Here is a 14321-nt window from a genome sequence, read left to right as displayed (position 1 = left end):
TCAAGGACCGGTCTCCATGCCCGCATTCCGTACCATTCAGGCTCGCTACACGCTGTTTCTGGTTCTATTTATCCTGTTGCTGTCGGTCCTGACCGTGGTAGGCATCAGCCAGTTGGTCGCGCCGAAACTGCGTCATACCGAAGAGCAGGTGGTGCTCAACCGCATTGCCGAGGTCGCCGAGCAGATCCAGGGCGAACTGAACAAGGTTCAATCGCAGCAACGCAGCATCACCCAGACCATCCCGCTGCTCGACAGTGCCGCCATCGATACGGTGCTGCCGGGGCTGGTGGACCAGTACGGTGAATTGAAAGTATTTGGCGGTGGTATCTGGCCACTGCCCGGTCAGCGTGAGGCGGGACGCAACAAGTTCAGCACCTTCTGGCATCGCGACAGCTCCGGCAAACTCGCCGTGAACACCTTCTGGAACAGCGACGCAGCGCCCAACTATTACGACCAGAGCTGGTACAAGGGCGGCCTGCAGACCCCGCGCGGCCAATGCGCCTGGGCCGCCGCCTATAAAGACGATGCCAGCGCCGAGCCACGCACCAACTGCGCCATGGCCATCCAGAAGAACGGCACGACCTGGGGTGTATCGACCATCGACGTGACGCTGGGCTTCTTCAACGACCTGGTGGCGCGCAAGGAAAAAGACCTCAGCGCCGAAATGCTGATCGTCGAGGCCGACGGCAAAATCATCAGCAACAGTTCGCGCATCAATGGCCCGATCGTGCTGAAAAACATCAGCGAGCTGGCTGGCAGTTCACCTTTCGCGAGTCAGGTAAAGGCTGGCTTGCAGCAACGTGATCAGGCCCAGCGCGTCGAGTTCGACAACAACGGCGAGGCCAGCACCTTCTTCATGCGCCCGATCGAAGGCACGCCTTGGTTCCTCGCCACCGCCCTGCCGACCAAGTTGATCACCGCCCAGCGCGATGACGTGCTCAGCACCCTGAGCCTGTTGCAGATCCCGCTGGTGATCCTGCTGGTGCTGTGGCAGGTCTATGCGATCCGCCAATTGATCCAGCGCATGAAGGCCCTGAAAGCCAACATCGATCTGCTGTCCAGCGGCGATGCCGACCTGACACGCCGCATCACCATCCGCGCCGAAGACGAACTCGGCGCGATCGGTCACTCGGTCAACACCTTCATTGCCTACCTGCAAAACATGATCGGCGAAGTCACCCAGGCTACCGGCGCCATGGCTTCGAGCCTCGACAACCTGCAACGTACGTCGGCGCACACCAGTCAGATTCTGCTGCGCCACGCCTCGGAAACCGACCAGACCGTCACCGCGATCAACGAGATGAGTTCGACCGCTGAAAGCGTCGCGCAGAATGCCGCCGAAACCGCCGCCTTCACCCAGCGCGCCAACGAAAACGCCGACCGTTCGCGGGTGGTGGTCGGCGAAGCGTCGAGCAGCGTGGTCGCGCTGATCGACGAAGTGGCCAGCGCCACGCACAAGGTCGAAAGCATGCAACAGGACGCGCAGCGCATCACCGAGATTCTCGGGGTGATTGGCGCCATTGCCGGCCAGACCAACCTGCTGGCGCTGAACGCCGCCATCGAAGCCGCCCGCGCCGGTGAGCAGGGACGCGGCTTCGCGGTGGTGGCCGACGAAGTGCGCGCCCTCGCCGCTCGCACCCAAGCCAGCACTTCGGAAATCAACGAAATGTTGACCCGCCTGACCCAGGGCGTGAGTTCGTCGGTCAGCGCCATGGAAAACACCCAGGCCAGTTGCCAGTCGGCCGCCGACGCCACGGCGCGAGTCAACAGCGGCCTCGACGAGATGGCCGGCTCGGTCAGCCACATCAACAGCCTCAGCACGCAGATCGCCACCGCCGCCGAACAGCAAAGCGCCGTCACCGAAGAGATCAACCGCAGCATGGTGCAGATCCGTCACATGGTCGATGAACTGGTGCAAAGTGGTCAGGCCAGCGAGCTCAACACCCGACAGTTGCTGGAAGCCAACAGCCGGGTCGGCGCGATCATGGGCCGGTTCAAGGTGCGCTGATCCTGACAGATCTGTCATCTCTCGCTCAGCGGGCTGTCAGCCTTGATCTACGATCATGCTGGCAACCCGCCTTGTATTACTTGGAAACACTCCGTTGATGCCGGGCGGAAAATTCCGGTCAAAATGCGTTTTTTTTACCCCGAGCCGAGAGCCCTCCATGCGAAACCACCTGCGTCTGGCCGCCCTGAGCGCGCTATTCATCTCCTCCCTGGCGCAAGCCGCCGACCTCATCCCGATCGAAGTCCACCGCGACGCCAACTGCGGCTGCTGCAAAAAGTGGATCAGCCACCTGGAAGCCAACGGTTTCAAGGTCGAGGATCACGTTGAAGCCGACATGAGCAGCTTCAAGCAACAACACGGCGTACCACCGCGTCTGGCGTCCTGCCACACCGCAATCATCAACGGCAAATTCGTCGAAGGTCACGTCCCCGCCGAACAAGTGCTGGCGCTGAGCAAGCGTGACGATCTGCTTGGCGTGGCGGCACCGGGGATGCCGATGGGCTCGCCGGGCATGGAAATGGACGGCATGAGCGATGCCTATCAAGTCATCGGCCTGAAAAAGGATGGGGCTGATGTGGTGGTGGCGGATTACCCGGCCCATTGATGACGGCGGGTTACATCGGGCTGTTCTTCGCCGCGTTTGGCGCGGCCACACTGCTGCCGCTGCAATCGGAAGCGGTGCTGGTCGGGCTGCTGGTCAGCGATCGCTATTGGCTGTGGGGGCTGCTGGCGGTGGCGACGCTGGGCAATGTCCTCGGTTCGCTGGTCAACTGGTGGCTGGGGCGAGGACTGGAGCGGTTTCAGGGTCGGCGCTGGTTTCCGGTCAGCCCGAAGCACATGGACCGCGCCCGCGTTCACTATCAACGTTATGGGCACTGGTCACTGCTGCTCAGCTGGTTGCCGATCATCGGTGATCCCCTGACGCTGATCGCCGGGGTCATGCGTGAACCGCTCGGGCGATTCCTGTTGATCGTCACCCTGGCCAAAGGCGCCCGTTATGCGGTGCTGGCGATGCTCACGCTGGGTTGGCTCGATTGAACGATCAGGCGCGGGCATTGCCTGTGTTTAACGTCGCCCTAATCCGGCCGTTCCAGCATCGGCCGATTTCCTGTGGAGTTGTCCCATGTCTGTGTCGCTGACCCGCTGGCTGCCCGGCCTGTTGCTGACCGTTGCCCTGCCCCTGTTTGCTCACGCCGAAGGCCCGCAATACGGCCCGGAACTGCAAGGTTTCGACTATCCCTACACCCTCAAGCATTTTGCCTTTCAGTCCCAGGGCAAATCATTGCAGATGGGTTACATGGACGTCGCCGCCCACGGCAAGGCCAACGGGCGCACCGTGGTGCTGATGCACGGCAAGAATTTTTGCGGCGCCACCTGGGACAGTTCGATCCAGGCCCTGAGCGAGGCCGGTTACCGGGTGGTTGCGCCAGATCAGATCGGCTTCTGCACCTCCAGCAAACCCGATCACTACCAGTACACCTTCCAGCAACTGGCGGCCAACACCCAGCAATTGCTCAAGGCGCTGGGCATCCAGAAGGCCACCCTGCTCGGCCACTCCACCGGCGGCATGCTCGCCACCCGTTACGCCCTGCAATACCCGGATCAGGTCGAGCAACTGGCGCTGGTCAACCCGATCGGTCTCGAAGACTGGAAAGCCCTTGGCGTACCGTATCGCAGCGTTGACCAGTGGTATCAGCGCGAACTGAAAGTCACCGCCCAAGGCATTCGCGACTACGAGCGCAGCACCTATTACGGCGGTCGCTGGAAACCCGAATTCGACCGTTGGGTAGACATGCTCGCGGGCCTGAGCAATGGGCCGGGCAAGACTCTGGTCGCATGGAACTCGGCGCTGATCTACGACATGATCTTCACCCAGCCGGTGTACTACGAGTTCAAGGATCTGAAAATGCCGACCCTGTTGCTGATCGGCACCTCCGACACCACGGCCATCGGCAAGGACATTGCGCCGCCCGAGGTGAAAGCGAAAATCGGCCATTACGAGGTGCTGGGCAAGCAGGTCGCCAAGCTGATTCCGCAGTCCACGCTGGTGGAATTCCCCGGCATGGGCCATGCCCCGCAGATGGAAGAACCGGCGCAGTTCCACCAGGCACTGCTCGGCTGGCTGAACAAAACCAATCCCGTTCGTTGAGGAGTCAAGGCTGATGGCGGTGCAGATTGCAGTGATCGATGACTGGCAGGACGTCGCGCGGGGCGTAGTCGACTGGTCGGTGCTCGACAGTCTCGGCGAAGTGACCTTCGTCCATGATTACCCGGCGGACAACGCCACGCTGGCCGAACGCCTCGGGCGGTTCCAGGTGATTTGCGTGATGCGCGAACGCACGCGCTTCGATGAAGACCTGCTCAAGCGTTTGCCGAACCTCAAGCTGCTGGTCACCGGCGGCATGCGCAACGCAGCGCTGGACATGCCGGCCGCTGCCCGGCTCGGGATCAAGGTCTGCGGCACCGACAGCTATAAGCATGCAGCGCCGGAACTGACCTGGGCGCTGATCATGGCCGCCACCCGCAACCTGGTGAACGAGGCCAACGCCCTGCGTGCCGGCCAGTGGCAACAGGGTCTGGGCGGTGACCTGCACGGCAAGACCCTGGGCATTCTCGGGCTCGGCAGTATCGGCCAACGGGTGGCGCAGTTCGGTCAGGTGTTCGGCATGCGGGTGATCGCCTGGAGCGAGAACCTGACCGCCGAGCGCGCCGAACAGGCCGGTGTCACCTATGTCAGCAAGCAGCAATTGTTCGAACAGGCTGACGTTTTGTCGGTGCACCTGGTGCTCAGCGACCGCAGTCGTGGCCTGGTCGATGCTCAGGCGCTGGACTGGATGAAGCCAACCGCCCTGCTGGTCAACACGGCGCGCGGGCCGATTGTCGACGAAGCCGCGCTGATCAAGGCCTTGCAGAAACAGCGCATCGGTGGCGCAGCCCTGGATGTGTTCGATGAAGAACCGTTGCCGGCGCTGCATCCGTTTCGCACGCTGGACAATGTGCTGGCCACGCCTCATGTCGGATACGTCAGCCGACAGAACTATCAGCAGTTCTTTTCGCAGATGATCGAGGACATTCAGGCCTGGTCCGCGGGAGAACCGATTCGTCTGCTGAACTGACTTTCCTCCAATTCGCGGGCAGCCCCTGCCCGCGAATCAGCACCCACTGACCGCACGCCAACACAACTGTCCGCACCGCAACAGTGCACACGCACTTTCCTCGCGCCCAAAAACGTGACCGACTGGTCACCGTTTTGCACCGTCCACCCCTTCAAACATGCACTTCGTCGGTGCGATCCCCCGCTCAAAGCCACGGTTTCCGTGAGCCTGCAACAGATTGTCGAACAATTCGTCCGATTGCCCTGGCCCGCTCTAGGATCTGGCCTAGACTGGTTTTCGCGGGGCGAAACCGGTCGGTCACAATGTGGAAATTTTGTCGAAACTTTTGCTGATCGCGACGGGTCATCTGAAAGACAAGGCCAAGGCGACTGGTTCATTCCTTGCAATGGCCTCTTCACCCATTCTGCTTGCGCGTGTTGGGTAGCGTTTGCTCACCGATGCGTGGCGCGTTTGCGCCCGGCCACAGGATTTGGCCATGGACATCGCTTGTTCAAGACAAGAATCAGATCAACAAAACGGGAGATTCATATGATCAGTGCGGCATTGGATATTCAGGGAGAGCGTGCTCATCAGCCGGTCGGCGAATCGAGCACCGTGAGCGTTCCCGGCAGCCGGTCGATCAACGTCCCGGGCACCAAGACGCTGACACCGGTAGCCAGTCAGAATCCCAACAAGAAGAAAGTGTTGTTCGTGACCTCGGAAATCGCCGATCTGGTGAAGACCGGCGGTCTTGGTGACGTTTCTGCCGCCCTGCCCCGCGCGATGGCGCATCTGCATGATGTCCGGGTGCTGATCCCCGGTTACCCGCAAGTGATGAACAGTGAAAATCCGATCCACATCATCGGCGAACTGGGCGGCCACGCCGCGCTGCCACCGTGCAAGATCGGGCGCATGGACATGCCTGACGGCCTGGTCATTTATGTGTTGATCTGCCCTGAACTCTACGCACGCGACGGCGGCCCTTATGGCGCCAACAACGGCCGTGACTGGCCGGACAACCACATCCGCTTCGCCCGTCTGGGCCTGGCCGCCGCCGATATCGCCGCCAACCTCGCACAAATCCACTGGTGCCCGGATCTGGTGCACGCCCATGACTGGCCGGCCGGTCTGGCGCCTGCCTACATGCACTGGCGCGGGCAACGCACGCCGACCCTGTTCACCATTCACAACCTCGCCTATCAAGGCGTGACCAGCCTCGGCTCGTGCCCGGAACTCGGGATTCCCGCCCATGCCCTGCAGCAGGAAGGCATGGAGTTCTACGGCAAGATGTCGTTCCTCAAGGCCGGCATGGCCTATTCGAGCCACATCACCACGGTCAGCGCCACCTACGCGCAGGAAATCACCACCCCTGATTTCGGCTGCGGCCTCGACGGCTTTCTCGCCGCCAAGACCCAGCAAGGTTTGCTCAGCGGCATCCCCAACGGTATCGACGAGAGCTGGGACGCCGCCACCGATCCGCACCTGTTCGCGCCGTTTGCCATCGGCGACTGGGAAGGCAAGGCCGTCAACGCCGCCCACGTACGTGAGTTGTTTGGTCTGAAAGACTCGGAAGGCCCGCTGTTTGCCGTGGTGTCGCGGCTGGTTTATCAAAAAGGCCTCGACCTGACCGAAGCCGTCTCCGAGTACATCGTTCAGAACGGTGGCCAGATCGCCATCATCGGACGCGGCGAGCCGGAAGAGGAACAGGCCATGCGCGAACTGGCCCTGCGTTTTCCCGGCCAGATTGGCGTGCGCATCGGCTTCAATGAAACCGACGCCCGGCGGATGTTCGCCGGCAGCGATTTCCTGCTGATGCCGTCGCGTTACGAACCTTGCGGTTTGAGCCAGATGTACGCCCAGCGTTTCGGCTCGCTGCCGGTGGCGCGCAACACCGGCGGGCTGGCCGACACCATTGAAAACGGCGTCACCGGGTTCCTGTTCAACGAGTCCACGGCTGACAGCTACCGCGAAGCCCTGAGTCGCGCGTTCAAGGTGTTTGCCTTCCCGGATCTGCTGCACGCCATGCGCTGCCGGGCGATGGCTGCCCCGTTCAACTGGTGCAAGGCCGTCGAACCCTACGCCGAACTCTACGAACAACTGGTGGCCAAGGCGCTGGGTAAAACGCACCACAAATAACCAGGGAGGTTTTCAACGATGCCGTTACGGTCCCTTGAAACCTGGCCCCACGGCGCGATCATGCTGGATGCCGACCACACGCAATTCGCGTTGTGGGCGCCGGATGCGTTTTACGTCAGCGTCGAGCTGGGCAACGGTCGGTCTCTGCCCATGCTGCCGCAGGCTGACGGCTGGTTCGTGATCAAGAGCCGCTGCCCCGCCGGCAGTCGCTACCGCTACAACATCGACGGCGAACTGGAGGTGCCCGACCCGGCCTCCAGGGCGCAGGACGGCGACCTCGACCGCCAAAGCGTGGTCGTCGATCCGCACGCCTATGCCTGGCGGAATACAACGTGGCAGGGTCGGCCCTGGAACGAAGCAGTGATTTACGAGCTGCATGTCGGCGCCCTCGGCGGTTTTGCCGAAGTCGAGCAGCATCTGGCGCGCCTCGCCGGGTTGGGCATCACCGCCATCGAACTGATGCCGATCGCGCAGTTTCCCGGCGAGCGCAACTGGGGCTACGACGGCGTGCTGCACTACGCGCCGCAAGCTTCCTATGGCACGCCGGAACAACTCAAACACCTGATCGACAGCGCCCACGGTTATGGCCTGGCGGTGATTCTCGACGTGGTCTACAACCACTTCGGCCCCGACGGCAATTACCTGCATCGCTACGCCAAGGGTTTCTTTCGCGAAGACAAACACACCCCCTGGGGCGCGGCCATTGATTTCCGCTGCCGCGAAGTACGGGACTTCTTCGTCGAAAACGCCTTGATGTGGCTGCTCGAATACTGTTTCGACGGACTGCGCCTGGATGCGGTGCATGCCATAGAAAGCCCCGACTTCCTGCCTGAACTGGCGCAGCGCATACGGCAGCAGATTGACCCGGCGCGGCATGTCTGGCTGACCGTGGAGAACGAGCACAATCAGGCCAGCCTGCTGGAAGACGCCTACGATGCCCAGTGGAACGACGACGGCCACAATGCCCTGCACGTGCTGCTGACCGGCGAAACCGATGCCTATTACGCCGACTACGCCGAACACCCCACCGAGCAATTGGCCCGCTGCCTGAGTCAGGGTTTTGTGTTTCAGGGCCATCTGACCCGCCACGGCACACCCCGTGGCGAGCCGAGCGAACATCTGCCGTCCACCGCGTTCGTGCTGTTCCTGCAGAACCATGACCAGATCGGTAACCGCGCCTTCGGCGAGCGCCTGCATCAACTGGCCGATCCGCGCGCGCTTCAGGCCGCTACGGTGTTGTTGCTGCTGTCACCGATGATTCCGCTGGTGTTCATGGGCGACGAATACGCTGCCGAGCAACCGTTCCTGTTCTTCACCAGCCATCACGGCGAGCTCGCGAAGCTTGTGCGCGAAGGCCGGCGTAACGAGTTCGCCGCGTTCAGCGCCTTCGCCGATCCGCAACGCCGCGAGCAGATTCCCGATCCCAACGCCGAGCAGACGTTTCACGCCTCGCAACCGAGGCTGATCGGCAGCGGCACGCCGAAACAGCAGACAACGCTTGCGCTGTATCGACACCTGTTGCAGCTGCGCCACCAACACATCACCCCGCATTTGCCCGGCACCCAGGCACTCGGTGCACAGGTGCTGGGGTTTGGCGCCGTGAGTGCACGCTGGCGTCTGGGCGATGGCAGCGAGCTGCAAATCGACCTGAACCTCAGTGACACGCCAGTGGTCAACCCACCACAGGCCGACGCGGTGTGGCTCTTGCAGCAACCGCCCGCCGCCGACCTGCAGGACGCGGGCCGACTGCCCCCGTATTGCGCGCTCGTCAGCCTCACGGCCGCAACCCCTTTGCCACCCCTGGATGGAGAGCGCCTATGAGCGATGCGCAACTGGAAATTCTCGCCAGCCGAGCCGGCCTTGCGGTCGACTGGATCGATGCCAATGGCCGCCCGCAGAGAGTCGCGCCGGCCGTGCTGCGCAATGTCCTTACCGGGCTCGGTCACCCGGCCGGCTCAGCCCAGGAAATCGACGCCAGCCTGCTGGAACTGCAACAAGTGCAACAGGACCGCCAACTGCCGCCCTTGCTGACTGCCGATGTCGGCGCGGATCTGGATCTGGCGCGCTATTTCGAACCTGAAAGTCCCTGTGAAATTCATCTGGAGGACGGCACGCGGCTGTCGCTCAAGCTGGATGCCGATGCGGTGTTGCCCGGTGAGATCCCGGTCGGTTATCAGCAAGTTCACATCGCCGGTCAACAATTCACCCTGGCCGTGGCCCCCGAGCGCTGCTACAGCGTGGGCGATGCCGTGGACAGCCCGATCCCTCGCGCCTGGGGCCTGAGCGTGCAGCTTTACAGCCTGCGCCGCCCCGGCGACGGTGGTTTCGGCGACACCCAGGCGTTGGAAGAACTGGCCCGCAGCGCCGGCGAACGCGGTGCCGATGCCTTGGCCATCAGCCCGTTGCACGCGATGTTCAGCGCCGATACCGGGCGCTACAGCCCGTATTCGCCGTCCAGCCGTCTGTTTCTCAATTCGCTGTATGCCGCGCCGGGGACGATTCTCGGCGAGCGCGCCCTGCGTGATGCCATCGACACCGCCGGCCTGGCGGATCAATTCGAGCAACTGGAAAACCTGAAACTGATCGACTGGCCCAGCGCCGCCGACGCCAAGCAAAAGCTGTTGCAAGCGTTGTACGAAGGCTTCACCCGTGGCGAGCATCCGTTGCAGGCGGACTTCTCCAGTTACCGCGATGCGGGTGGCGAAGCGCTGGAAAACCACTGCCGCTTCGAAGCCATTCAGGAAATGCGCGCCGCCCGGGGCGAAAATCTCGACTGGCGTGAATGGCCGGAGCACTGGCACGACCCGCGAGGTGCCGCCCTCGGTGCGTTTGCCGAGGAATACGCCGAGCGCATCGGCTACTTCGCGTTTTGCCAATGGTTGATCCACCGCTGCCTGGAGCGTGCACAGAACGCCGCTCGCAGCGCCGGCATGGGCATCGGTCTGATCGCTGATCTGGCGGTGGGGGCCGACGGCGCCGGCAGTCAGGCCTGGAGTTTTCAGGACGAATTGCTGGCGTCGCTGACCGTCGGTGCGCCACCTGACATCCTCAATCGCTCCGGCCAGGGCTGGGGCATCTCTGCATTCTCCCCGGAAGGCCTGATACGCAATGGTTTTCGTGCCTTCATCGACATGCTGCGCGCCAACTTCGCCCACGCCGGTGGCCTGCGCATCGACCATGTGATGGGCCTGCAACGGCTGTGGGTGATCCCGAATGGCGCGGCACCGGCGGACGGTGCTTACCTGTATTACCCGGTGGACGATTTGCTGCGTCTGCTGACCCTCGAATCACACCGCCATCAAGCCATCGTGCTGGGCGAAGACCTCGGTACCGTGCCCGATGGCCTGCGGGAAAAACTGATCGCCCGCGCGATGCTCGGCATGCGCGTGCTGTTGTTCGAGCAGGACAACACCCATTTCAAACCGATCCTCGACTGGCCGGACAACGCGCTGGCCACCACCAGCACCCACGACCTCCCGACGCTCAATGGCTGGTGGCATGGCCGGGACATCGACTGGAATGCGCGACTCGGGCTGATCGACGCCAACGGTGAAATCGACTGGCGCCGTTATCGCGAACGCGAGCGCGAAGGCCTCCGGGGTGCCTTGAGCCAGGATCCACAGAACTTTCGCGAGGAATCCCACGAGGCCGATCAAGTGGTCGACGCCAGTGTCCGTTTCCTCGGCCACACCCGCGCGCCGCTGGTGCTTCTGCCGCTGGAAGACGCGTTGGGCCTGGACGAACAGGCTAATCTGCCCGGCACCATCGACACCCACCCCAACTGGTCGCGGCGCCTGCCGGGCACCAGCGAAACGTTGCTCGATGGGGTCGATGCCGCGCGACGTCTGGAACTGCTCGCCTGCGCCCGCCTTCAGGCGGCCGAGCGTGACCAATGAGTGCACCGCCAGGCCAGTCGTTGCGGGCCACGGTGCGCCTGCAATTCCATAAAGGTTTCACCCTCGATCAGGCGGTGCCGCTGGTGGCGTACTTTGCCCGGCTCGGCATCAGCCATGTTTACGCCTCGCCGCTGCTCGCCGCCCGCGCCGGTTCCATGCACGGCTACGATGTGGTCGACCCGACCCGGGTCAACCCTGAACTTGGCGGCGAACCGGCCTTGCGCCGGCTGGTCGCGGCCCTGCGCGAACACGGCATGGGGCTGATCCTCGACATCGTCTCCAACCACATGGCGGTCGGTGGCGGTGACAATCCGTGGTGGCTCGATTTGCTGGAATGGGGCCGGCTCAGCCCCTATGGCGAGTTCTTCGATATCCAGTGGCACTCGCCCGATCCGTTGATGGAAGGCCAGTTGCTGCTGCCCTTTCTTGGCAGCGATTACGGCGTCGCGTTGCAGGACGGCACGCTGCCGCTGGTGTTCAACGCCGAGTGCGGCACCTTCCATGTCGAACATTACGAGCATCACTTCCCGATCTGTCCCGGCGATTACGGCGAACTGCTCAAACCCGACGAGCCGACAAACGAAGCACTCAAGTCGCTGGCCGATCGCTTCAGCACCCTCAGCTACCAGACTGACGCCCGCTCGCTGGCCCTCCCGCTCAAGGAAGAACTCCAGCAACTGGCCAGCGACCCGCACATCCTGCAAACCATCCAGCGCAACTTGACGCACTACGACTCAAAGACCGACGACGGTTTCCAGCGTCTGCATCAACTACTGGAGCAGCAAAGCTATCGCCTGGCCAGTTGGCGCACGGCGGCGGACGACATCAACTGGCGACGCTTCTTCGACATCAACGAACTCGGCGGTTTGCGTGTCGAACGGCCTGCCGTGTTCGAAGCTACCCACGGCAAGATCTTCCAGTTGATCGGAGAAGGCTTGATCGACGGTCTGCGCATCGACCACATCGACGGCCTCGCCGATCCCCGAGGCTATTGCCGCAAGCTACGTCGACGCCTCGACTTTCTGGCGCCGGGGCGACACTTGCCGATCTACGTCGAGAAGATTCTCGGCGACGGTGAAACCCTTCGCGCCGACTGGGCGGTGGATGGCAGCACCGGTTACGAGTTCATGAATCAGCTATCGCTGCTGCAACACGACCCGGCCGGTGAACACGTACTTGGCGACTTGTGGCAACGCCGCACCGAGCGCCCCGCGGCGTTTATCGAAGAAGCACGGCTGGCGCGTCAGCAGATTCTCAACGGCTCGCTGGCCAGTGATTGCGAAAGCGTTGCCCAGGCGCTGTTGCAAGTGGCGCGGGACGACCTGATGACCCGCGACCTCACGCTCGGCTCGATCCGCCGGGTGTTACAGGCGTTGATCGTGCATTTCCCGGTGTATCGCACCTACATCAGTGCGATGGGCCGTTCGGCGCAGGACGAGGTGTTTTTCCAGCAGGCCATGGAAGGTGCGCGCCAGACATTGAACGAAAGCGACTGGCCGGTGCTTGGGTCCATGTCCGCCTGGCTCGGCGGCCAGCCGTGGCAGCGCAAACCCCGCGGACGGTCGCGCAAGATCCTGCGCCACGCCTGCGTACGCTTTCAGCAACTGACCTCACCCGCCGCCGCCAAAGCCGTGGAAGACACCGCGCTGTACCGCTCGGCGGTGCTGCTTTCGCGCAATGACGTGGGCTACAACACAGAACAGTTCAGCGCCCCGGTCAGTGATTTTCACGCAACAAACCTGCAACGTCTGGCGACATTCCCCGACAACCTGCTGGCCACCGCCACCCACGACCACAAGCGCGGCGAAGACACCCGCGCGCGCCTGGCCGTACTCAGCGAGCGCAGCCACTGGTACGTCGAACAGGTCGAGCTGTGGCGCGCCCTCGCCCGGCCGTTGCGCTGCGACGATCAGATGCCGTCGGCTGCTGACGAGTTGATCCTCTATCAGGCGCTGCTCGGCAGTTGGCCGCTGGAACTGCACAACGACGATCAGGATGGATTCGCCGACTACGCCAAACGCATCTGGCAATGGCAGCAGAAAGCCCTGCGCGAAGCCAAGCTGCAAAGCAGCTGGAGTGCGCCGAACGAAGCCTACGAAAACGCCGCGCAATCCTTCACCGAACAGTTGTTACTCGCTCCGGAAGGTGAGTTGCTGCGAGGGGCACTGGCCAAGAGCGTCAACAGCATCGCCGCGGCCGGCGCCCTCAACAGTCTGGCGCAAACCTTGCTGCACGTGACCGTACCGGGCGTACCGGATCTGTATCAGGGCAACGAGTGCTGGGATTTCAGCCTTGTGGATCCGGACAACCGCCGGCCGGTGGACTACAGCTTGCGTGAACAATCACTGAAACCTGCTCCCGTATCGGAACTGCTGTCGAACTGGCGCAACGGGCGCATCAAGCAAGCGTTGATCGCTCAGGTACTGAACCTGCGCGCCGAACACACCGAGTTGTTTCGCCGAGGCTCGTACCAGGCCCTCGAGGTGCTGGGCAGCCAGGCGCACAACGTGCTCGCGTTTGCCCGTGAGCATGGGGGGCAACGGGCAATCGTCATCGTGCCGATCCGTTGCGCAACACTGCTGGAAAACGGTGCCGTCCCGCAGGTCGATGCGCTGCGCTGGGGCGATACGCGGGTCGAATTACCGTTCGCCGCCTTGGACGAAAATCTGAAGGGACTTTTTTCGAGCACCGCAGTCACAAAAAACAGGGAGCTGGAGGTCAGCGCTGCGCTGGGGGATGTCCCGGTCAATCTGTTTATCCAACACTTCTAGAAGCATGAGTTCAGTTCAGGAGCATTGCGATGAGTACCGACGATAAACGCATCCGCGAATTCGCCTATCAGATCTGGGAATCGGAAGGTAAGCCCGAAGGCCATGAAGCCCGCCACTGGGAGATGGCGCGCAAACTGGCCGAGGCCGAAGCTTTGGCACCGAAGAAATCGCCGAAGGCGGCGACTGGCAAAACGGCAGCCACCAAAGCCTCTGAGGCCAAGACGCCTGCGGCCAAGCCCAAGGCCACGACGGCGAAAGCCAAACCGGCGAGTGCCGCGAAAGTGATTCCACCGGGCGAAAAAGCCGCCGAGAAAAAGCCCCGCGCACCCCGCAAGCCCCCGGCAGCCTGAGGCTTTTCGAACCGTTGAACTGAATGGCCGTGTGGCGGGTTCGCTCGCCACCGAGGGTTCACTCG

General features: G+C 62.7%; 10 protein-coding genes. All 10 read left to right on the top strand.

Going from position 1 to position 14321, the window contains the following annotated elements; genetic code table 11:
• Window positions 1-16: 16 nt before the first annotated feature.
• The 10 genes from IF199_RS14120 to IF199_RS14075 all read left to right on the top strand — a co-directional run bounded on the left by IF199_RS14120 (window position 17) and on the right by IF199_RS14075 (window position 14256).
• Window positions 17-2008 carry a methyl-accepting chemotaxis protein gene (locus IF199_RS14120; RefSeq protein ID WP_096820281.1) on the top strand — a complete coding sequence of 664 codons (1992 nt, stop codon included), beginning with the start codon at window positions 17-19 and terminating at the stop codon, window positions 2006-2008.
• Window positions 2009-2165: 157 nt separating this feature from the next.
• Window positions 2166-2612 carry a DUF411 domain-containing protein gene (locus tag IF199_RS14115; protein ID WP_096820280.1) on the top strand — a complete coding sequence of 149 codons (447 nt, stop codon included), beginning with the start codon at window positions 2166-2168 and terminating at the stop codon, window positions 2610-2612.
• On the top strand, window positions 2612-3046 hold the full coding sequence (locus tag IF199_RS14110; protein ID WP_192560807.1) for a YqaA family protein: 435 nt from the start codon (window positions 2612-2614) through the stop codon (window positions 3044-3046). Before IF199_RS14115 ends, IF199_RS14110 begins: the two co-directional genes overlap by 1 nt.
• A gap of 85 nt (window positions 3047-3131) precedes the next feature.
• On the top strand, window positions 3132-4157 hold the full coding sequence (locus IF199_RS14105) for an alpha/beta fold hydrolase (protein WP_192560806.1): 1026 nt from the start codon (window positions 3132-3134) through the stop codon (window positions 4155-4157).
• Between the two features lie 13 nt (window positions 4158-4170).
• Window positions 4171-5124, top strand: a complete 954-nt coding sequence (locus IF199_RS14100; RefSeq protein ID WP_192560805.1) for a D-2-hydroxyacid dehydrogenase family protein — start codon at window positions 4171-4173, stop codon at window positions 5122-5124.
• Between the two features lie 528 nt (window positions 5125-5652).
• Complete coding sequence (gene glgA / locus IF199_RS14095; RefSeq protein WP_096820276.1) at window positions 5653-7239, top strand: glycogen synthase GlgA; 1587 nt, start codon at window positions 5653-5655, stop codon at window positions 7237-7239.
• An 18-nt stretch (window positions 7240-7257) separates the two neighbouring features.
• Complete coding sequence (treZ, locus tag IF199_RS14090) at window positions 7258-9060, top strand: malto-oligosyltrehalose trehalohydrolase (RefSeq protein ID WP_192560804.1); 1803 nt, start codon at window positions 7258-7260, stop codon at window positions 9058-9060.
• Window positions 9057-11135 (top strand): 4-alpha-glucanotransferase, encoded by a 2079-nt coding sequence (malQ, locus tag IF199_RS14085; RefSeq protein ID WP_192560803.1) that lies wholly within the window; start codon window positions 9057-9059, stop codon window positions 11133-11135. Before treZ ends, malQ begins: the two co-directional genes overlap by 4 nt.
• Complete coding sequence (locus IF199_RS14080; RefSeq protein ID WP_192560802.1) at window positions 11132-13906, top strand: malto-oligosyltrehalose synthase; 2775 nt, start codon at window positions 11132-11134, stop codon at window positions 13904-13906. Before malQ ends, IF199_RS14080 begins: the two co-directional genes overlap by 4 nt.
• Before the next feature lie 29 nt (window positions 13907-13935).
• Window positions 13936-14256, top strand: coding sequence for a DUF2934 domain-containing protein (locus IF199_RS14075; protein WP_192560801.1), 321 nt, complete (start codon window positions 13936-13938; stop codon window positions 14254-14256).
• Window positions 14257-14321 lie beyond the last annotated feature (65 nt).

This window comes from Pseudomonas allokribbensis (assembly GCF_014863605.1).
Lineage (GTDB): Bacteria > Pseudomonadota > Gammaproteobacteria > Pseudomonadales > Pseudomonadaceae > Aquipseudomonas > Aquipseudomonas allokribbensis.
This window is presented reverse-complemented; position numbering and strand designations above follow the sequence as displayed.

Excerpts from the sequence above, each read along its gene's own strand:
- IF199_RS14120 (WP_096820281.1), top strand. The coding sequence starts at position 17 with ATGCCCGCATTCCGTACCATTCAGGCTCGCTACACGCTGTTTCTGGTT.
- IF199_RS14115 (WP_096820280.1), top strand. The coding sequence starts at position 2,166 with ATGCGAAACCACCTGCGTCTGGCCGCCCTGAGCGCGCTATTCATCTCC.
- IF199_RS14110 (WP_192560807.1), top strand. The coding sequence starts at position 2,612 with ATGACGGCGGGTTACATCGGGCTGTTCTTCGCCGCGTTTGGCGCGGCC.
- IF199_RS14105 (WP_192560806.1), top strand. The coding sequence starts at position 3,132 with ATGTCTGTGTCGCTGACCCGCTGGCTGCCCGGCCTGTTGCTGACCGTT.
- IF199_RS14100 (WP_192560805.1), top strand. The coding sequence starts at position 4,171 with ATGGCGGTGCAGATTGCAGTGATCGATGACTGGCAGGACGTCGCGCGG.
- glgA (WP_096820276.1), top strand. The coding sequence starts at position 5,653 with ATGATCAGTGCGGCATTGGATATTCAGGGAGAGCGTGCTCATCAGCCG.
- treZ (WP_192560804.1), top strand. The coding sequence starts at position 7,258 with ATGCCGTTACGGTCCCTTGAAACCTGGCCCCACGGCGCGATCATGCTG.
- malQ (WP_192560803.1), top strand. The coding sequence starts at position 9,057 with ATGAGCGATGCGCAACTGGAAATTCTCGCCAGCCGAGCCGGCCTTGCG.
- IF199_RS14080 (WP_192560802.1), top strand. The coding sequence starts at position 11,132 with ATGAGTGCACCGCCAGGCCAGTCGTTGCGGGCCACGGTGCGCCTGCAA.
- IF199_RS14075 (WP_192560801.1), top strand. The coding sequence starts at position 13,936 with ATGAGTACCGACGATAAACGCATCCGCGAATTCGCCTATCAGATCTGG.